The sequence below is a fragment of the Microbacterium sp. T32 genome, from assembly GCF_001619615.1.
GTDB lineage: Bacteria > Actinomycetota > Actinomycetes > Actinomycetales > Microbacteriaceae > Microbacterium.
Genome location: NZ_LQQP01000001.1, coordinates 21,926 through 40,019, shown reverse-complemented (window position 1 = coordinate 40,019; position 18,094 = coordinate 21,926). Strand labels below are relative to the sequence as shown.

19 protein-coding genes are annotated in these 18,094 nt (G+C 72.9%); 5 read left to right on the top strand and 14 right to left on the bottom strand.

Features of this window, described 5'->3' with window-relative positions:
* Positions 1-2: 2 nt before the first annotated feature.
* The 7 genes from AVW09_RS00195 to AVW09_RS00165 form a co-directional block, all read right to left on the bottom strand.
* Complete coding sequence (locus tag AVW09_RS00195) at positions 3-1,490, bottom strand: MFS transporter (protein WP_082822724.1); 1,488 nt, start codon at positions 1,488-1,490, stop codon at positions 3-5.
* A 68-nt stretch (positions 1,491-1,558) separates the two neighbouring features.
* On the bottom strand, positions 1,559-1,741 hold the full coding sequence (locus AVW09_RS00190) for a hypothetical protein (protein WP_063256195.1): 183 nt from the start codon (positions 1,739-1,741) through the stop codon (positions 1,559-1,561).
* 9 nt (positions 1,742-1,750) lie between these two features.
* Complete coding sequence (locus tag AVW09_RS00185) at positions 1,751-4,804, bottom strand: AAA family ATPase (protein ID WP_063255953.1); 3,054 nt, start codon at positions 4,802-4,804, stop codon at positions 1,751-1,753.
* Positions 4,801-5,955 (bottom strand): exonuclease SbcCD subunit D, encoded by a 1,155-nt coding sequence (locus AVW09_RS00180; RefSeq protein ID WP_063255950.1) that lies wholly within the window; start codon positions 5,953-5,955, stop codon positions 4,801-4,803. The genes AVW09_RS00185 and AVW09_RS00180 overlap by 4 nt, the downstream gene beginning before the upstream one ends.
* Before the next feature lie 103 nt (positions 5,956-6,058).
* Positions 6,059-6,376 carry a hypothetical protein gene (locus AVW09_RS00175; protein WP_063255947.1) on the bottom strand — a complete coding sequence of 106 codons (318 nt, stop codon included), beginning with the start codon at positions 6,374-6,376 and terminating at the stop codon, positions 6,059-6,061.
* Positions 6,377-6,378: 2 nt separating this feature from the next.
* A complete protein-coding gene (locus AVW09_RS00170; protein WP_063255944.1) occupies positions 6,379-6,588 on the bottom strand; it encodes a hypothetical protein in 210 nt (69 codons plus the stop codon).
* A 91-nt stretch (positions 6,589-6,679) separates the two neighbouring features.
* A complete protein-coding gene (locus tag AVW09_RS00165; RefSeq protein ID WP_063255941.1) occupies positions 6,680-6,973 on the bottom strand; it encodes a GNAT family N-acetyltransferase in 294 nt (97 codons plus the stop codon).
* Between the two features lie 427 nt (positions 6,974-7,400).
* Here AVW09_RS00165 and AVW09_RS00160 point away from each other — a divergent pair, with 427 nt between their 5' ends.
* The 3 genes from AVW09_RS00160 to AVW09_RS00150 are packed head-to-tail and all read left to right on the top strand — an operon-like array spanning position 7,401 to position 9,445.
* On the top strand, positions 7,401-8,153 hold the full coding sequence (locus tag AVW09_RS00160; RefSeq protein WP_063255939.1) for a winged helix-turn-helix domain-containing protein: 753 nt from the start codon (positions 7,401-7,403) through the stop codon (positions 8,151-8,153).
* A gap of 55 nt (positions 8,154-8,208) precedes the next feature.
* On the top strand, positions 8,209-9,192 hold the full coding sequence (locus AVW09_RS00155) for a DNA-3-methyladenine glycosylase family protein (protein WP_063255937.1): 984 nt from the start codon (positions 8,209-8,211) through the stop codon (positions 9,190-9,192).
* 31 nt (positions 9,193-9,223) lie between these two features.
* Complete coding sequence (locus tag AVW09_RS00150; RefSeq protein WP_022879690.1) at positions 9,224-9,445, top strand: hypothetical protein; 222 nt, start codon at positions 9,224-9,226, stop codon at positions 9,443-9,445.
* Between the two features lies 1 nt (position 9,446).
* On the opposite strand, the gene AVW09_RS18380 is transcribed toward AVW09_RS00150, so the two are convergent.
* Positions 9,447-10,418 carry a GNAT family N-acetyltransferase gene (locus tag AVW09_RS18380; protein ID WP_082822723.1) on the bottom strand — a complete coding sequence of 324 codons (972 nt, stop codon included), beginning with the start codon at positions 10,416-10,418 and terminating at the stop codon, positions 9,447-9,449.
* Positions 10,419-10,512: 94 nt separating this feature from the next.
* Here AVW09_RS18380 and AVW09_RS00135 point away from each other — a divergent pair, with 94 nt between their 5' ends.
* Positions 10,513-10,803 carry a DUF4287 domain-containing protein gene (locus AVW09_RS00135; RefSeq protein WP_063255934.1) on the top strand — a complete coding sequence of 97 codons (291 nt, stop codon included), beginning with the start codon at positions 10,513-10,515 and terminating at the stop codon, positions 10,801-10,803.
* A gap of 3 nt (positions 10,804-10,806) precedes the next feature.
* Here the strand turns inward: AVW09_RS00135 and AVW09_RS00130 are convergent, their stop codons facing one another.
* The gene (locus AVW09_RS00130) at positions 10,807-11,421 is read right to left on the bottom strand and encodes a MerR family transcriptional regulator (RefSeq protein ID WP_063255931.1); all 615 of its coding nucleotides are present in this window, start codon (positions 11,419-11,421) and stop codon (positions 10,807-10,809) included.
* Between the two features lie 71 nt (positions 11,422-11,492).
* Here AVW09_RS00130 and AVW09_RS00125 point away from each other — a divergent pair, with 71 nt between their 5' ends.
* On the top strand, positions 11,493-12,002 hold the full coding sequence (locus AVW09_RS00125; RefSeq protein WP_063255929.1) for a DUF4188 domain-containing protein: 510 nt from the start codon (positions 11,493-11,495) through the stop codon (positions 12,000-12,002).
* Here AVW09_RS00125 and AVW09_RS00120 read toward each other — a convergent pair.
* From AVW09_RS00120 to AVW09_RS00100, 5 genes are read right to left on the bottom strand one after another with little or no spacing between them, the layout of a single operon-like run.
* A complete protein-coding gene (locus AVW09_RS00120; protein ID WP_063255926.1) occupies positions 11,996-13,306 on the bottom strand; it encodes an FAD-binding oxidoreductase in 1,311 nt (436 codons plus the stop codon). The two genes, AVW09_RS00125 and AVW09_RS00120, sit on opposite strands and share 7 nt — an antisense overlap.
* On the bottom strand, positions 13,303-14,352 hold the full coding sequence (locus AVW09_RS00115) for an LLM class flavin-dependent oxidoreductase (protein WP_063255923.1): 1,050 nt from the start codon (positions 14,350-14,352) through the stop codon (positions 13,303-13,305). The genes AVW09_RS00120 and AVW09_RS00115 overlap by 4 nt, the downstream gene beginning before the upstream one ends.
* Positions 14,349-15,335 carry a ketopantoate reductase family protein gene (locus AVW09_RS00110; RefSeq protein WP_063255921.1) on the bottom strand — a complete coding sequence of 329 codons (987 nt, stop codon included), beginning with the start codon at positions 15,333-15,335 and terminating at the stop codon, positions 14,349-14,351. Before AVW09_RS00110 ends, AVW09_RS00115 begins: the two co-directional genes overlap by 4 nt.
* Positions 15,332-16,444 carry an LLM class flavin-dependent oxidoreductase gene (locus tag AVW09_RS00105; RefSeq protein ID WP_063255919.1) on the bottom strand — a complete coding sequence of 371 codons (1,113 nt, stop codon included), beginning with the start codon at positions 16,442-16,444 and terminating at the stop codon, positions 15,332-15,334. Before AVW09_RS00105 ends, AVW09_RS00110 begins: the two co-directional genes overlap by 4 nt.
* A gap of 30 nt (positions 16,445-16,474) precedes the next feature.
* On the bottom strand, positions 16,475-18,094 hold the full coding sequence (locus AVW09_RS00100; protein WP_063255915.1) for a dipeptide ABC transporter ATP-binding protein: 1,620 nt from the start codon (positions 18,092-18,094) through the stop codon (positions 16,475-16,477).

Sequence of the window (18,094 nt, the reverse complement as noted above, 5' to 3'; positions counted from 1 at the left end):
GCTTACGGCGTCTGCGAACCGCGGCGCGCGCGGCCGGCGAGGTCGACGACGCCGACGATGAGGGCGAGCCCCAGGAACACGCCGACGGCGATCAGACCGCTGGCGTACGCGTCGTGGAACACCACGAGCGTGTCGCGGCCGTCCTGCTCGCGGTACACCGTCGCGTAGAACAGCGCGAGGGCGATCGCCGTCCCCACGGCCGTGCCGATCCGCTGCCCCAGCTGTCCCACCGAACCGGCGACGCCGCCGCTCGAAACCGGGATGTCAGCCAGCGTGAGCGTCTGATTCGGCGAGATGACGAGGCCGCCCGCGAGGCCGCCGAAGATCATGACCCCCGCCATGGCCCACGGCGTCCACTCGGCCGGGGTCGTCAGCGCCACGACGGCCAGAGCGCCCGCGGTGACGACCATCCCGAGGATGCCGACGACCACGAGCGGCCGCCCCAGACGAGTGACGAGGTTGCCGCCCACCCAGGAACTTCCCGCGGATGCCACGGCGAACCCGATCGTGACCATCCCGGCGAACACCGGCTCGAGACCCAGTCCGCCCTGCAGGAACAGGGTGCCGAGCAGGAACATGGCCGGCACGGCCGAGAAGTAGGCGGTCGAGATCAGGATGCCGTTTCGGTACGAGCTGAGCGAGAAGATCGACAGCGGCATCAATGGCATCCGTCCGCGATCCGCGTAGCGGCGCTCCCAGAAGATGAACGCCGCCGCGAAGACGACCGACACGACGATCAGCCACCAGCGGCGCGGGTCGTCGTCGGGCGACCCGGTCGTGAAGAGGAACGGCCACATGAGGGCGACGATCGTGAGCCCGAAGAGGATCACGCCGATCGGGTCGAGATCGAGAGCACGATGCGATTTCGTCCGGGTGGCGGGGAGCAGCCACGCCGCCAGCACGATCACGATCGCGACGAGCGGGATGTTGATCCAGAAGATGAGCCGCCAGCCGTCGGTCGGGCCGCCGAGCGCGATGAGCAGTCCGCCGAGCGTCGGACCGAGCGCCGTCGCGATGCCGATCGTCGCGCCGAAGAGGCCGAAGGCGCGGCCGCGTTCCTTGCCCTGGAACAGCTGCTGCACGAGCCCCAGCACCTGCGGCATCTGGATGCCCGCTGCGACGCCCTGCAGGAGGCGGGCGGTCAGCAGGACCGTGGTGTTGGGCGCGAGGGCGCACACGAGGCTCATCACCAGGAACAGCGACAGCCCGACGAGGAACAGCACGCGCCGCGACCGCAGGTCGCCGAGGCGACCCGCCGGAACGAGCACGAGACCGAAGGTGAGGACGTACCCCGAGACGACGAGCTGCAGCTCGGTCGGACCCGCGTGCAGCGCCGTCTCGATGGACGGCAACGCGACGTTGACCTTCGTCAGGTCGAGGATCGTCAGCGCCGCGACCGACACGGCGATCCAGTACGCCCGCCAGCGGTGGCGGGGCGAGAGCTGGATGTCCTGTGTCGGTGGGTGGGGGGACGAAGGTTTCTCAGGCATCGTCCTTCACGCTACTCGCGCGCGAGGACGCGGGGGCGGGGTTGCGCCGGCTCGGTCAGTCGGCGCGGTCAGTCGTCGCCGCGCCGTGCGAAGACGGCGCGGAGGATCACGAACACGATGACCGCGACGACAGCGACCACGACGACGCGGAAGACGAACGCGATGAGCGAGAACAGGATGTTCACGAGGATCCACGCGATGACGACGGCCGCGATGACTCCGAGGACGGTCCAGAGCGTGCTCTTGCGCATGTACACAGCCTAGGCGAGCGCGCCCACCGCATCCTGGCGGATCACGCTCGGGCCGCGCGGCGTCGCGGTCACGCGCACCTGGGCCGGGAGCTGATCCTTCATCGACGCGACGTGGCTGATCACCCCGACGGTGCGGCCGCCCTGACGCAGTTCGTCGAGTGTCCGCATCGCCAGATCCAACGTCTCGTCGTCGAGGGAGCCGAAGCCCTCGTCGATGAACAGGGTGTCGAGTCGGATGCCACCCGCCCGCGCCGTCACCACCTCGGCGAGCCCGAGCGCGAGCGCGAGCGAAGCGAGGAACGTCTCGCCGCCCGAGAGGGACTGCGGCGGGCGGCACTGTCCGGTGAACGCGTCCATGACCTCGAGCCCGAGCCCGCTCGCCGCACCCCGGGCGGCCAAGGCATCGGTGTGCTGCAGGCGATAGCGGCCCGCCGACATGTGGTCGAGGCGGAGGTTCGCGGCATCCACGATCTCCTCCAGCTCGGCGGCGAGCACGAAGGTCTCCAGCGTCATCCGGCGGGTGTTGGGGGCGCGCCCGGCCACCGTGTCGGCGAGACGCGCGACGACCGCGTGTTCGTCCGACAGTCGCGCGACGGCGGCGCTGCCCGCGTCGGCGCGCTCGGCGAGATCGCGCACGTGTGTCGCGGCCGCCGTCGCCGCGGCGTGCGCGGCGGCCGCCGACTCGACGGCGGCGCGTGCGTCACGGACCGCGGCCGCGACGGGGGCGAGATCGATCGGGTCGTCGGGTGCTCCGACCAGGTGAAGTTCGAGATCGAGCAGACGGCGGCGGGTGGCGGCCAGGTTCGCGTCGTGATCGGCGACGGCCGCCTCCAGGCGCCGGCGCTCCCCGGGCTCTCGCAGGGCCGCGCGCACCTCGACCTCGTCGGAGAACGTGCTGGTGGCGAGCATCTCGTCGAACGCGGCGCGCGCCTCGACGATGGCACGCCCGCGCGTTTCGTGCTCGGCCCGCGCGGCGATGACCGCCCGCACGGCATCGCGCCGGGCGCGCACGTCGCGTCGACGGTCGTGGACCGTCGGAAACTCCGCGCGGGCCTCGGCCAGCGCGGCGCGCACCGTCTCGGCGCTCTGCGAACGCAGGGCGAGCTCCTGCCGGGCGTCGGCGAGCTCGTGGCGGAGTCGCTCGCTCTCCGCGGCGTCCGTCGCCTCCCGCACGATGAGGGCGGCGCGTTCCGCGGCGAGGCGCTCGTGCTCGGCCGCGTCGGCCTGGGCGCGGGCAGAGGCCTCGGCGATCCGGTCGCGACGCTCGCGGAGCTCGGCGACGGTCTCGCCGCCGGCCCGCGCCGCGGCCAGCGCGTGGGCGTCCCGCGTGATGCGCGCGGCGTCCGACGCGAGGCGGTCCTGCTCGTTCGCGGCGTTCTTGCGCTCCTCTGCCGCTGCGATCTCGGCGTCCGTCACGGGGTCTCCGGTACCGACCGCCGGGGCCGGGTGCTCCCTCGATCCGCACACGGCGCACGGTTCGCCGTCGACGAGGGCGTGAGCGAGTTCGCCTGCGGCACCCGCCAGCCGGCGTCGCAGCAGCGCGCTCCAGGCCTCGACCGCGCGCTGCAGGTCGTCGGCACGGACGAGCGCCGCCAGATCGGCGGTGTCGCGCTCCTCGGCGAGACGCTCGGCCTCGAGCGCCGCCTCGAGCCGACGGGAGACCTCCGCTTGCTCCGCGGTGGCGAGGTCGCGGCGCGCGGTCGCGTCGGCCAGGCTCGCGAGCCGTTCGTCCAGGGCGTCCCGCGCCGACGGGACCGCCGCGAGTCGGGCGGAGACCTCGTCCGCGTGGCGCGCAGCCCGGTCGACCGCCGCCTGCAGCGCGGTGACGTCGTTCTCGATCGTCGCGAGGTCGTCCTCGAGCGCGAGCGCGTCCTCCACGCGCGCGAGCAGCGCCGTGAGGTCGTCGTCGCGCGCGGCGAGGGCGACCGCTGAGTCGAGGCCCGCCTCGCCGACGCGCTCGGCGGCGGCCACCGCCTCGCGCCACGCGGACGCCGCGGCGGGGAGCGCACGCTCGGCGCGACCGACCGCGTCCAGGGGCGCGCGGAGCGCCTCCGCGCGGACAGACGTCCCGAGCTCGGCGCGTGCGGCGTCGATTCGTTCGGTGTCTGCCTCGAGAGCGTCCAGCTGCGCGCGGGCGGCGCGGCGCTCGACCTGGCGTCCGTGCAGCGCGGTCGCTTCACGCTCGGCCGTGAGGGTGGCATCCAGGGCGCTCTTCGCCGCCTCGCGCTCGTGGGCGGCCGCCTCGACCCGGTACTCCATACGCTCGACGGCGCGGACCGCGCCCGCGAGCCGTTCGTCGAGCGTCAGCGCGGGACCGTCGGTCGACGCGACCTCCGCGACGCCGACCGGCGCCTGGTCCGCCCCTGCGACGTCCGCCCCGCGCGCCGCGTCGAACGCCGCGATCATGCGCTCGGCTTCGTCGAGCAGCGTGGACACCTCGGTGCCCTCGGCCGCGAGACGCTCGTGCGCGCGCTTGCGGCGATCGTCGAGGGCCGCGGCGTACTGCTCGTACGACCGCGTGCCGAAGAGCGTGCGCAGCAGCGCCTGGCGCTCGTCGTTCTTGGCGAGCAGGAACCGCGCGAAGCGGTTCTGCGCGAGCAGGATCACCTGGAGGAACTGCTGCTGGGTGAGCCCTAGGATCTCGTCGAGCCGCGCGGCCACGTCGACCGGTCGTGCGGCGACGCCCGTCCATCCCTCGGGTTCGAGCACTTCTAGGCTCGCGCGATGGGGTTCCTTCGTCGTGCCCGAGCCGTTGCGCTTGGGGCGCTCGTACTCGGGCGACCGCGTCACCCGCCACCGGCGGCCCTCGGCGGTGAACTCGACCGTGACGTTGGTCGGATCGTCGAGCCCGCAGTGGTCGCTGCGCAGCCGCCGTTCGGCGCCGTCGTACCGCGGCACTCCCCCGTAGAGGCCGTAGCAGACGCCGTCCAGCACGCTCGACTTCCCCGCGCCCGTCCGCCCGGCGATGAGGAAGATCCCGTCGTCCGCGAACGCGCCGAAGTCGACCACCTGGCGTTCCAGGAACGGGCCGAAGCCCTCGAGTTCGAGCCGGTGAAGCTTCACGACCGCGCCTCCGCCACCGTGCGGGCGTCGAGCACGTCGCGGATGAGGTCGCGCTCCGCCTCGGACGCGCCCTCGCCCTCGCGGACGTGAGCGAGGAACGCGTCGATGATCTCGGTCTCGTCGCGTGCCGCACGGACGCGGCGCGCGTACCCGAGCCCGTCGTCCTTCCGGGATTCAGCGGGGAGATGGGCGACCGTGGCGCACCACGGGAACCGCTCCTGCAGACGACGCATCGGGTCGATCTGCGGCGTGGAGTCGGTGTACTCCGCGCGCACCCAGTGATCGACGAACGCGTCGTACGCGGGGTCTTCGAGCAGGTCGTCGAAGGACGCGCGCAGCGTGACCAGAGGGCGCGGCACCGGCAGGTCGAGCCACTCGACGGATGCCAGCCCCTCGGCATCCAGGTCGACGAGCCACGAGCCACGCGGCTTGCCCGCCTCGCCGAAGCTGTAGTGCAGGGGTGCGCCGGCGTACCGTACGCGGTCGGAGAGCTGCTGGCGCCCGTGGATGTGGCCGAGGGCGACGTAGTCGGGGCCGTCGAAGGCGGGGAGCGGCACGTTGTCGAGGCCGCCCTGGCGGATCTCGCGTTCCACGCCGGGAGTCGCCTCGACCCCCGCGGCGAAGCAGTGCGCCAGCGCGACCGCGCGGCCGCCGCGCGACTCGATGTCGCGGCGCACGAGATCCATCGCGTGCCCCATCGTCTGGGCCTGGCTGCGGAGTTCGACACCGTCCCAGAGGTGCCGGACGATGGCCGGCTCGAGATAGGGGATGCCGTAGAAGTGCACCGGTCCGTGTGCGTCGGGGATCGTCACCGGTGTCCCCACCGACAGCGGATCGGTGAGGACCGTGATCCCGTCACGCAGCAGCGCGGACTGGAAGCCCAGGCGCGCCGCCGAATCGTGGTTGCCCGAGGTGACGATGACCCGTGCACCGGCGTCGGCCAGAGCGACGAGGGTCCGCGTCAGCAGCGGATAGCACGCGGCGGAGGGGGCGGCGGAGTCGAAGACGTCACCGGCGACGAGGACCACGTCGACGTCGTTCTCGCGCACCTGCTGCACGAGCACGTCGAGGACATCGCCGAGAGCGTCGAGGGTCGAATGGCCGTGGAACGAGCGCCCGATGTGCCAGTCGGAGGTGTGCAGGATCCGCATGCACACACGGTACGTCGGGCCTCCGACATCGGTGCTCAGCCGGCGCGCGGGTCGCTCGCGCCGGTCGAGGTCACCGAGGGCCGGACAGGCTCATCGACGGGGCTCAGCCGCCGGCGACCTCGGCCGCGAGCGCGCGGATGCGGTCGTCGCCCAGGTCGAGCCCGATGTCGGAGAAGCGCTGACGCAGGACGTCGGCGATGCGTTCCTCGGAGGCGTCCCCCACATCGGCGCGCGTCTGCACGACGACTCCGGCGATGCGTTCCTCGTCGGTCGTGGTGTGCGTGTCCATCGCGGGAGCGGACTGCTCGTCGGGGCGCGTGACCTTGCCGTCCGCGTGGACGGCGCCTCCGACGGAATCCGCGGGCGACGCGCCGCCTTCGGGGCCGTTCGCGGGTTCGGGGCTGTGCATGTGGTCGGTCATGGTCAGTCCTCCGTGCTCATGTCGGGATCGATGCCCTGGCTCGCGGCGTCCCCCTCGATGGGGTCCGACGGCTCGGCGTCGTTCAGGCGCGGGGAGCCCTTCGCGTGGTCGTTCTGCTCCGCCGTCGCGGCGTCGGCGACGTCGCCGCTCTCCCAGCCGCCGGGTGGGTCCGCATCGATGACACCTTCGGGAAGGTCGTTGTCGTGGGTCATGCCATCCCCTTTCACCCGCTCCAGCCTGGTCGCCGGGCGCGGCGGATCGCCGGGGGTTGACGGCCCCGGGGAGCGCGGGTAGCGCGACGCGTCAGCTGCGGGCGTGGAGGAGGTGCGCGCGCTCGGGGTGGGCCTCGAACCACTCGCCCACGTACCAGCACACGGGCAGGATCTCGCGGTCGCCCGCCTGCTCGATGGCATCCACCGCGTGCTCCACCACGACGGCCGCGTAGCCGCGTCCACGGAAGGTCGGGATGGTGAAGGAACGGACGAGGGCGATCGTGCGCCCGTCGTCGCGGTAGTCGAGGACGGACACCAGGTCGTCGCCGTCGTGCAGGGTATAGCGCGAGGCGTCCCGGTCGTCGGCGAAGCGCAGGTCGGTCATGCCACCACGGTACGCCGCTGCAGCCCACGCGGCGCCGAGAGCGCAATGTGCTCGGTCTTTTCCGCGGAAACGGCGGCGAACCGAGCAGGATGCCACATTCCCCGGTGTCATCATTTGACGCCGAACGGCACCGTAGGTCATAATCAGCCCCATGACTGTCAACGCGCTTGCTCTGTCCGCCTGGGAGGCGAACGGGACTGCCGGCATGATGATGCCCGGCCGCGCTGTCATGTGTTGTCGAATGTGCCGCTAACAGCGACCCTCGCTCTGCCGACCTCGAGCTTCTGAACGCTCGCGTCGACACTCGGTCGTTCGCGGTACGCGTCGATCACGCGTACCCGGACACCGCGCTCCGGCCCTCGGCCACACACCTCCCGCAGAACCCCGCATCTGACGCCCGGGTTCACCACTGAAGGACACCTTCCTCATGTCGATCTCCGCCGTTCTCGACCGCCCCGCCACCTCGACCACCGCCGCTGCCGCCGTCCGCCCGCAGGCGGTCCGCCGCCCCGCAGCGCCCGCCGCACAGCCCGCCGCGGCGACCCCCGCAGCCCCCGCCCGCCCCGCGCTTCCCGCCGGAACCGCGCCGCGCGGCTTCGCCCTCTACGTCGGCATCGACGAAGCCAAGGCCGCCGAAGCCGGCGTCAGCCTCGGCACGCTCGTCGAGGCCCTGCGTCGCACGCTGAGCGAACTCGCCCCGGCCGCCGAGACCTACGCGACCGTCGCCCTGGCTCCCGCCGGCGCCGGCGGCCGCGACGTCGACGTCGTGCGGCTGGCCCTGCACGAACCCTCCGCCGTCGCCCGCACGAAGGAGGAGCCGGCCGAGGAGGACCGCGCCCCCCGCGGCGTCGTCGTCGACATCTCGCGCAAGCGCGTGCTCATCGACGGCGAGTCCGCCGCCTTCACCTTCAAGGAGTTCGAGCTGCTGCAGTACCTCGTCCTCCGCGAGGGCCGCACGATCGAGCGCACGGAGCTCGTTTCGTCCCTATGGGAGGGCGCGACCGACGACGAGGCGCCCGGGGAGCGGACGATCGACGTGCACGTGCGCCGCCTGCGCGCGAAGCTCGGCATCTACGAGGACATCGTGCGCACGGTGCGCGGCGTCGGCTACCGATTCGACCGCCACGCCGACGTCTCGATCCGCTACGGCCACGGCACGCCCTCGCCCGACCGCTTCTGACCCCGGTCGTGCCGGCTCCCCCCGCGATGTCGGTGGGGCGACGTAGGGTGTCGGCATGAGGTCGACCCGGGTACGTGCACGCGAGCGCGACCCGCGCCCGCCCCTCACCGACCCCCTCCGCACCGAGTACCGCCCCCGCACGCCGGTGGATCTCGGTCGCACGATCACCGCGCAGCGCCACGGCCGCAACGACCCGACCTTCGTGGCGACCGGAGCGCTGAGCGCTGGGGGCGTCGTCTGGCGCGCAAGTCGCACACCGACGGGCGTCGCGACCCTCGCCCTCCGCTGCCGGGCGGACGGCACGGTCCTCGCCGCCGCGTGGGGTCCGGGTGCCGCCTGGGCACTCGAACAGCTGCCCGCGCTCTGCGGCGCGCTCGACGATCCCGACGGCTTCGACGCGTCGCGGCATCCCTCCGTCGCCGAATGGCACCGCCGGCATCCCGATCTCCGGATCGGCCGCACCGACCTCGTGTTCGACGCGCTCGTCAGCGCGATCATGGAGCAGAAGGTCACCGGGCTCCAGGCGTTCTCCGCGTGGCGCAGCATCGTGACCTGGTACGGCGAACGCGCCCCCGGGCCGACGCCGCAGCCGATGTTCGCCCCGCCCGACATCGAGGGATGGCGGCACGTGCCGTCGTGGGCGTGGCATCGCGCGGGTCTCGAGCCGCCCCAGTCCCGCACGATCGTCGAGGCCGCGCGACGCGGCGCTTCGCTCGAGCGGGCCGCGACCGAGGCCGTCGACGGCGAAGCACGCGACCGCGTCTTCATCAGCCTGCGCGGCGTCGGCGTGTGGACGAGCGCCGAGACGCGCATTCGCGCCTTCGGCGATCCGGATGCCGTGAGCATCGGCGACTACCACCTCGCTCACCAGGTGGGCTACGCCCTCACCGGGCACCGCACCGACGACGACGGCATGCTCGAACTGCTCGAGCCGTTCGCGGGGCACCGCCAGCGCGTCATCCGGCTGATCTACGCGGGAGCCGCGCTGGAACCGCGGCGCGGCCCTCGGCTTCACCCCGAAGACCACCGCGATCGCTGACGAGAGCCAGGCCACCCGTAGGCTGAGGCGCATGACGCAATCCGGAACCGGCTGGCCCCGCGGACGCACTTACTGGCTGCTCGGCTCGGTCGTCCTCTTCGCCGGGGGCGTGCTCTTCGGTCTGGTGTTCCAGAACGTGTGGCTCGGGGTGATCCTCGCCGCGGTGGTGTCCCTCGGGTGGCTCATCGCGTTCGAATCCAGCCGCGGCCGGAACGTCGGGGTCAACGATCCCGACAACGGCGTCGAGCTCTGAATCAGGACGCCCGCTCCGACACGAACAGCGCGCACGTCGTGTCGTAGTAGTCGTCGGTGAACCCCGCGGCCCGCATCCCGATCCGGGTGGCCACCGCCTGGGACGCGACGTTGTCGGGGTGGGTCACGGCGACGACACGGCGGATGCCGGCGTCGTGGGCCAGCGCGAGCACCGCCGCGGCGGACTCCGTCGCGTACCCCCGGCCGCCGGCATCCGGATGGAAGTGCCAGCCGATCTCGATCTCCTCCGGCGCTCCCCCGCCGGCGCCCTCCGACCACGGGATGGGCTTCAGGAGGATCGCCCCGAGCCGCGTGCCGTCGAGGGTCGTGACCGCCCGGATGCCGAGCACCCCGTCGGCGCGCGCCGTCCAGCGCTCGAGCAGGGCGTCGACCTCGCCGGCATCCGTCATCCTCCTCCCGTCGCCGATGTACCGCCGCACCTCGGGGCGGCGGTACAGGTCGAACAGGAACGCGCGGTCGTCGGCGGACCGCGTCCACTCGCGCAGCACGAGACGCTCGGTCGCGAGGTGCGTCCGCCGCATCGGGTGGTGCGGGATGCCATCTTCCGCGAACGGCTCCCCCGAAACGACGAACCCGAACCGGCCGTACCACTCCGCGAGCTGCGCCTGCGCATCGAGGAGGATCGGGATGCCGGGCGCCTCGGCGTCGAGGACCTCGATCGCGGCGCGCATCAGGTCGCCCGCCAGCCCTCGTCCGCGCGCGTCCGCGGCCGTGGCGACGCGGCCGATCCGGGTGTTCCGCTCCTCGCGCAGGATGCGCAGCGTCGCGAGCACCGCGCCCGCGGCGTCCTCGGCCCACATCAGTTCGGCGCCGGGCTCGATGTCGCGGCCGTCGATCTCGGGGTACGCCGCCTCCTGCTCGACCACGAAGACGCTCACCCGCAGCCACAGCAGCCGGTAGAGGGTGAGCGGGGTGATCTCGGCGACGGGCGCGCGGTGGAACGTGACGGCCATTCCTCGACGCTATCGCGCCGCCTCGCTAGCCTGGCCCCGAGCGTCGCTCGCTTCCCCCCGACACCGCCGTCCCCGCACCGACACAGGAGAAACGATGTCCTTCCAGGCCTACCTCGACGCGGTCGAGAAGAAGACCGGGCTCACCCCGCGCCAGCTCGTCGACCTCGCGCAGGAGCGAGGGTTCGGCCCCGGCACGAAGGCGACCCCGATCCTGGAGTGGCTGAAGGAGGACTACGACCTCGGGCGGGGCCACGGCATGGCGCTCGTGCACGTCATCACCAAGGGTCCGCGGATCAGCGACACCCACGTCGACTCGGGCGGGACGCACAGCGATCCGAGCGACACGCTGTGGCTCGACGGCGCCGCGACCAACCCGAACCGCTGACGGTCAGTCGTGGCCGAAGCGGCGTGACGCCGCGATCTGCTCGGCGACGCGACGCAGCGCGAGGATGAGCGGCTCGACGAGAGCAGTGCCCAGGACGACGTAGCGGAGGGCCGCCTCGGCGGAGTCGGTGGGGGTCGCGTCGAGTTCCGCGGCGGCGATCGCGCCGAGATGTTCGACGTACGCGTCGAGCACCGACTCGGGGACCGTGAACCCTGCGCGATCGAGCGCGTTCAGCGCCCGCGCGACCGCGGCCACCTGAGCGGGGAAACAGTCCTCGGGGTCGCCCCCGAAGCGCCCCAGGAGCGTCAGGGCGGGTCCGAGGTCGAGCGCGTCGTCGTCGACGCCCGGAGGATTGACGGCCGCACTCGCAGCGCCGAGCAGGTCGTACGGGTGCTCGGGCGGACTCTCGAGCACCGCGACGACGTTGCGGACCCCCGCGATCCCCACCCCGGCATCCACGAGGGCGCGGATGACTCCCAACCTCCGCACGTGCTCCTCGCCGTACGTCGCCTGGGTCGCCGAGGTGCGCTCCCCCTCGGGCAGCACGCGCTCGCGCAGGTAGTACTTGATCGTCGCGACCGAGACGCCGCTGCGGGCGGAGAGTTCCGAGATCCGCATGGATTCCCCCTTGACTGGATACCTGCACTATCCAACACTAGATAGTGACATTATCGAGTGAGGACGGAGCCATGGCATCCATCAATCCGGGGCGGATGACGCACCGACACGACGGCGAACTCGTCGTCTTCCACATCGGCATGACCATCAACAAATGGTGGCGGCCCGACGCCTGGCTCCCCGTTTTCGGGGAGATGGGCCCGATGCTCCGCGAGTTGAGCATGGACCCCGAGTCGGGACTCCTGGGGTTCACGATGCTGTTCGGCGCGCGCGGCCCGTACCTCGTGCAGTATTGGTCGTCGCTGGAGAAGTTGTACGCCTACGCGTCGGCGCCCACCCAGGCGCACCGGCCCGCGTGGACGCGCTTCAACAAGCGGGCACGGAAGGCGGCCGGGGCCGTCGGCATCTGGCACGAGACGTACCTCGTCGACCGCGCCGAGTCGATCTTCGTCGCCACCCCGACCATGGGACTGCCGCGCGCGACCGCGATCGTCCCGGTGGGCTCGCGGCACGATCGCGCGGCAGCGCGGGCCGCCGACGGGCGCACCCCCGCGCGTCCGCCGGCCGACCAGGCTCAGTAACCGCTGCCGGGGTTCAGGATGCCGAGCGGGTCGAACACCCGCTTGATCTCGTCGTGCAGCCGCACAACGTCATCGCCGAGTTCCCGTCGCGCCCATTCACGCTTGAGACGCCCGACGCCGTGCTCGGCCGTCACGGTGCCGCCCAAGGACAGGGCGAGGGCGAAGATGTCGTCGGCGGCGCGGACGGCGGCCTCGGGGAGTTCGCCGTCCCCGTGCTCGACGACGATGATCGGGTGCAGGTTGCCGTCACCGGCGTGGCCGAAGACGAAGATCGGAACCGCGTGCCGGTCGGCGATCACCCGGATGCCGCTGATCGCCTCCGCGAGCCGGCTGCGGGGCACCGCGATGTCCTCGATCAGCGGGCGCCCGATCCGTTCGAGCGCCGGCAGGGCCTGACGTCGCGCGTTCAGCAGGTCGGCGGCGCGCTCGGCATCCTCGGTCCACTCGTGGTGAGCGGCGGTCGGAGCGATCGCCTCGATGACCACCGCCATCTCCTCCGCCGCGCCGAAACCGTCGGTCTGAGCGAGCAGCAGCGCTTCCCCCCGGGCGCGGAGGTCGGTGCCTTCCGCGGCGTCGATCGCGGCGAGCGTCGCCCCGTCGAGGATCTCGAGCACGGCCGGGCGCGCACCGCTCACGGCGATCGCGGCGACCGCGTGCGCGGCGTCCTCGAGCGACGCGAAGAACGCCGAAGCCGTGGCCAGCCGCCGCGGCGCCGGGAGCAGCCGCACGCGCGCGGAGACGACGATGCCGAGCGTGCCCTCGGATCCCACGACGAGCCCCGCGAGGTCGTACCCCGTGACGCCCTTGATGGTCGGGCGGCCGAGCCGCACGAGCGAACCGTCGGCGAGCACCACGTCGACGGCGAGCACCGCGTCGCGGGTCACGCCGTACTTCGCTCCGCGCAGGCCGCCCGCGTTGGTGGCGATGTTGCCGCCGATCGTGGAGATGCCGACGCTGCCCGGGTCGGGCGCGTACAGCAGGCCGTGGTCTCGGGCCGCGGCATCCAGGTCGGCCGTGATGACCCCGGCCTCGACCTCGGCCGTGCCGTCGACCGGGTCGATCGTCCGGATGCGGTTCAGCTGCGACAGGTCGAGCACGATCGCGCCCTCCCCCGCGACGGCTCCCCCGGCAAGGCCCGAGCCCGCACCGCGAGTGATGAGGGGGACACCGGATGCCGCCGCCCGGCGCACCGTCTCCTGCACCTCCGCGACATCGCGCGCCACGACGATCTCGGCAGGGCGCCCGTGCGGCTGGAGCCCCGAGCGGTCGATGGCCCGGTCGATCTCGGTCGCGGGAGCCGTCATGCGGGGACCTTTCGTTCGGCGCGGAGGGCGGGAAGGACGTGCTCGGCGATCTCCTCGAGCACGCGCGTGCTCTCGGCGAGCGCGAACTCGGGCGGCAGGAACGCGATGAGGTCGTCCGCCTCGGCGACCGCCGGGTCGGCGAGCAGTGTATCGATGACTGCCGACGGATCGCCGTGGATGACGGGACTCATCGTGTACGCGCCGGGCGGAGCCGCCGTCGGGGCGACCGCACCCCGCAGCCGCGACGCGGCGGGACCGTTCGCGCGCCGATCGGCGTCGTACGCGGCGTAGCGGCGCGCCCGCTCGGGCGACGTGGTCGGCAGGATCGACCGGCTCACCGAGACTCGCGCGCGCTCGACGCTGGGGTGGAGGGCACGGAAGACCTCGATGGCCGCACGCTGCTCGGCCTCGTACTCGGCGATGTCGCCGGTCAGGATCGTGCTGAGCATGAGGTTGATCCCGCGCTGCCCGACCCGCTCGGCCGAGGCGACCGAGCCCGCGCCGTACCAGGTGCGCGCGAGCAGGTCGGTGCTCGCGCCGCGCACGGTGAGGGGATCGCCGTTGGGCGCCGTTCCGACGGCTTCGCCGCGCAGCGCTCGGAGGAAGGCATCCAGTCGGGTGAGGGACTGCTGACGTCCGTCGTTCGGCTCCTGTCCGAACGCGCGATCGAATCCCCCGAGCCCGGTTCCGAACCCGAGTTCCAACCGGCCACCGCTGAGGTGGTCGGCGGTGGAGGCGGCCTCGGCCAGCAGGATCGGGTCTTCGTACCGGATGCCGATGATGGCGGTGCCGAGTCCGATGCGGGCGGTGTGCTGGGCGACGACCGGCAGGAACACCAGCGGCGCCGCCAGGTAGTTGTCGAAGTGCCGCTGGTACACCCAGCCGCGGTCGAAGCCCAGGTCCTCGGCCTCACGGAACAGCGTGATGCCGTCGCGGAGGCCCTCCGCCGCACGCCCCGACGCGAACGGGACGCGGGTGTGGAAGCCGATGTTCAGCTCGCGGGCCGACGTGCCCACGGACGGCACCGAGACCGTGGGGGCGCTCACGAGGCCACCCCCGTCCGGGCGGCGTGGGCGACCTCGGCCGGCAGGGGCACGCTCCCGGGACGGTCGCCGCGCGCGGCCAGGATGCCGAGGGCGCGCTGGATCGCCTCGGCCAACGGCACCGTTCCCCCCGCCTGGCGGGCGAGCAGCACGAGGTCGCCGACGAGGTAGTCGCTCTCGACGCTCGTCCCGCGCTCGAGGCTCTGCCACGTCGACAGGCGTCCGGGCACGTGACCGGGGACGTCGTCGATGGGGAGGAACCCCTGCTCGGCGGGGGCGACGGCCAGGTCGAGCCGCGCGAAGAGCGCCTCCGCTTCGCGCCGCAGCGCGTCGGTGGCGGCATCCCGCTCTTCCGCGTCAACGGCGAAGACCTCGACGACGTTGCGCAGGTTGCCGAGGAGCTTGCGCCGTTTCGTGGCGGCGATGTCGTCGACGAGCGTCGCGTCGAAGCCTGCAACGGCGAGGTCGCCGCGCACCCCCGCTTCGAGGGGCGCACCCGCGACCGTCGCCGCGCCCACGCGCGCGACCCCGATCGTCGGCCACGAGGGCGAGACGACCTCGCCCGGACGCAGGTGGCTCGCGGCGATCCCGACGGACACGCCGACCACGGCGGCCGACCGCCGGGCGGCGATCGCCTCCGCGGACAGTCCGTTCTGGAGCGTGACGACCGGGAGGTCTGCCACCGCTCCGCCGCCGCTCAGCGGCCTCCACGCGATCGCGGCCAACGCCTGCTCGGCATCCTGCGCCTTGACGGCGAGCACCACGGAGTCGCCCTCGGCCGGCTCGGCCTCGTCGATAGACCCGACGACGTCGACCCGGACCGTCTCGTCACCTCGCGGGCGGCGGACGGTCACGCCCCGCTCGCGGATGACGTCGAGCGCAGCGCCCCGGGCGACGAGCACGGCCGGGAGCCCCGCCGCCTGCCACTGGGCAGACAGCAGGGCCCCGAGCGCACCCGCGCCGACGATCAGTCGGCGGCCGGTCACGCGACGTTCCGTCGCCCGAACACGATCTCGGGGTCGATGCCGCGGCGCGCGACCTCTTCGCGCACGAGCGGGATCACCAGGCGACCGGCATCCACCGCGTCGTTCAGGTCGCCGAGGGTCGGCAGCGACACGATGTCGGCGCCGAGTTCGACGTACCGGACGATGGCCTCCGCCACCGTCTCGGGCGAACCGACCAGGAGCGACGACGCGCCGCCCGATCCGGCGACACCGCGCGGCGTCCACAGGACCCCGCCGTCGTGCTCCTCTGCCTGCTCCGAGATCTCGCGCAGCCGCACGGAGCCGATGTTCGTGCGGTTGAGGTCCTGCACCTTCTCGTAGAACGGACGGGCGGCCTCGAGGATGCCACGGGCCTTCTCGCGCGCGAGCGCGTCGGTGGCCGCGACCACGGGGCGGAACGTGACCCAGAACCGGAGGCGGTCGGTGCGCCCCGCGGCGCGAGCGTGCGCGTAGACGCGGTCGATCTGCTCGGCCGTCTGCGCCAGCGGCTCGCCCCACAGGGCGAAGATGTCTGCGTGCGCCCCGCCCGACGCGTAGGCGAACTCGCTCGAGCCGCCGAGCGACACCGGGAGGGCACCGCCGGAGAACGTCTGGTAGCCGGGGCCGAAGTCGTCGAAGCGGTAGAACTCGCCCTCGTGCGAGAACGGCGCCTTCTCCGTCCACACGCGCCGTAGCAGCTGGATGAACTCGGACGAACGGCGGTAACGCGCCTCCTTGTCGAGGTAGTCGCCCTGCCGCGCCTGCTCGTCGTCACTGCCGCCCGAGATGATGTGGATGAGCGCGCGACCGCCGGAGAGCTGGTCGAGGGTCGACAGCCCCTGTGCGGCCACCGTCGGGAACGCCGAGTTCGGGCGCACCGCGACGACGGTCTTCAGCTTCTGGGTCGCGGCGAGGACCGTGGCGGACAGGGCGTACTGGTCGGCGCTGGCCGAGGCGTACGGGATGAGCGTGTAGTCGAAGCCGTACGCCTCGATCGTGCGGGCGTAGTGGCGGAGCCAGTCCACGTCGATGGGCGTGGTGAAGGTGTTGCCGCCCGGAGCGACGGACCCCGGGGGGCGGCTGCCGACCATGTTGACGAATTCGACGGGCATGAGAGTTCCTTTCTCGCGGGAGCGAAGGGTTCAGACCGTGACGGGCACGGCGGGTCGGATGCCGCTCGGGTCGGGGACCGCGGCGACGAGAGAGCGGGTGTACGGGTGCTGCGGGTTCTCGAGCACCTCGGCCGCGGCGCCGTGCTCCACGACGCGGCCGTGACGGAGCACCGTGACGGTGTCGGCGATCTGCCGCACGAGCGCGAGATCGTGCGACACGAACAGGTAGGTGAGCCCCCGCTCGACCTGCAGTCGTGCCAGCACATCGAGGATCTCGGCCTGCACCGTGACGTCGAGCGCGCTCGTCGGCTCGTCGAGCACGAGCACGTCGGGTTCGAGGACGAGAGCGCGGGCGATCGCGACGCGCTGGCGCTGACCGCCCGAGAGCGCGGCGGCGCGGCGACCCCACAGGTGCTCGCGCAGGCCTACGGCGGTCAGCGCCGCACGGGCTGCTTCGCGTCGCTCGCGCCGGTCGCCGACGCGGTACCGGTCGAGCGGCTCGCGGACGAGGGTCTCGACGTGCCACGACGGGTCGAGCGACGTGAACGGGTTCTGGTACACCAGCTGCAAGTGGCGCCGCACCGCGCGGAGGTCCGCGCGGGACCGCCCGTGCACCGGCTCTCCCGCGACGCGGAGGTCACCGGCATCCGGGGTCTCGAGCCCCAGGAGGAGCCGCACGGTCGTCGTCTTGCCCGAGCCGGACTCGCCCACGAGCGCGTGCGTACTGCCGGCCGCGACCTCGAACGAGACGTCGTCGACGGCGCGCAGCTCCTCCCCGCCGACGCGGAACGTCTTCACGACGTCCGACACCCGCACCGCGGGGCGGGCCGGATCGATGCGGCGCCCGGCGAGGACGGCGCGGTAGCGATCGGGCGACAGGGCGGGGACGTCGGCACGCAGCGCGGCGGCGTACTCCGAGCGCGGGGCCGTGAAGACCTCGGCCACGGGCCCCGACTCCTGGATGACGCCGTCCCGCAGCACGACGAGGTCGTCGGCGCGCTCGGCGGCGAGGGCCAGGTCGTGCGTGATGAGGAGCAGACCGATGCCGAGAGACGTCCGCAGCTCGGTGAGGAGATCGAGGATCCGCTTCTGGATCGTCACGTCGAGGGCGCTCGTGGGCTCGTCGGCGACCAGCAGCGCGGGTTGCGGCAGCACGGCGAGCCCGATGAGCACGCGCTGGAGCATGCCGCCGGAGAGCTGATGCGGGTACGAACGGTACACCCGCTCGGGGTCGGCGAGTCCCACGCGTGCGAACACGTCGAGGATGGCGGCCCGGCGGCGCGCGGCATCCCGTTCCCCGGTGAGGGCGGCGGCCTCGTGGGCCTGCGAGCCGATCGTGCGGACGGGGTTGAGGGCGGATGCCGGATCCTGGGGCACGAAGCCGAGCCGGCGCCCGCGCAGCGGACGGAACCGGGCGAGCGAGAGCGCGAGAACGTCGTCGCCCTCGAGCAGCACGCGCCCCTCGGCGCGACCGGAGTCGCGCGGGAGCAGACGCAGCACGGCCTTCGCGATGGTCGATTTGCCGGAGCCGGACTCGCCGATGAGGGCGAGACTGCGGCCGCGCTGCAGGTCGAACGACACGTCGCTGACGACGCGACGCCCGCCGTACGACACCGACAGGTCGCGAACGGAGAGGAGGGGTTCGGTCAC

Excerpts from the sequence above, each read along its gene's own strand:
- AVW09_RS00125 (WP_063255929.1), top strand. The coding sequence starts at position 11,493 with ATGGCATCCATCAATCCGGGGCGGATGACGCACCGACACGACGGCGAA.
- AVW09_RS00130 (WP_063255931.1), bottom strand. The coding sequence starts at position 11,421 with ATGCGGATCTCGGAACTCTCCGCCCGCAGCGGCGTCTCGGTCGCGACG.
- AVW09_RS00155 (WP_063255937.1), top strand. The coding sequence starts at position 8,209 with ATGAGGTCGACCCGGGTACGTGCACGCGAGCGCGACCCGCGCCCGCCC.
- AVW09_RS00165 (WP_063255941.1), bottom strand. The coding sequence starts at position 6,973 with ATGACCGACCTGCGCTTCGCCGACGACCGGGACGCCTCGCGCTATACC.
- AVW09_RS00175 (WP_063255947.1), bottom strand. The coding sequence starts at position 6,376 with ATGACCGACCACATGCACAGCCCCGAACCCGCGAACGGCCCCGAAGGC.
- AVW09_RS00105 (WP_063255919.1), bottom strand. The coding sequence starts at position 16,444 with ATGCCCGTCGAATTCGTCAACATGGTCGGCAGCCGCCCCCCGGGGTCC.
- AVW09_RS00120 (WP_063255926.1), bottom strand. The coding sequence starts at position 13,306 with ATGACGGCTCCCGCGACCGAGATCGACCGGGCCATCGACCGCTCGGGG.
- AVW09_RS00135 (WP_063255934.1), top strand. The coding sequence starts at position 10,513 with ATGTCCTTCCAGGCCTACCTCGACGCGGTCGAGAAGAAGACCGGGCTC.
- AVW09_RS00160 (WP_063255939.1), top strand. The coding sequence starts at position 7,401 with ATGTCGATCTCCGCCGTTCTCGACCGCCCCGCCACCTCGACCACCGCC.
- AVW09_RS00150 (WP_022879690.1), top strand. The coding sequence starts at position 9,224 with ATGACGCAATCCGGAACCGGCTGGCCCCGCGGACGCACTTACTGGCTG.
- AVW09_RS00170 (WP_063255944.1), bottom strand. The coding sequence starts at position 6,588 with ATGACCCACGACAACGACCTTCCCGAAGGTGTCATCGATGCGGACCCA.
- AVW09_RS00190 (WP_063256195.1), bottom strand. The coding sequence starts at position 1,741 with ATGCGCAAGAGCACGCTCTGGACCGTCCTCGGAGTCATCGCGGCCGTC.
- AVW09_RS00180 (WP_063255950.1), bottom strand. The coding sequence starts at position 5,955 with ATGCGGATCCTGCACACCTCCGACTGGCACATCGGGCGCTCGTTCCAC.
- AVW09_RS00195 (WP_082822724.1), bottom strand. The coding sequence starts at position 1,490 with ATGCCTGAGAAACCTTCGTCCCCCCACCCACCGACACAGGACATCCAG.
- AVW09_RS18380 (WP_082822723.1), bottom strand. The coding sequence starts at position 10,418 with ATGGCCGTCACGTTCCACCGCGCGCCCGTCGCCGAGATCACCCCGCTC.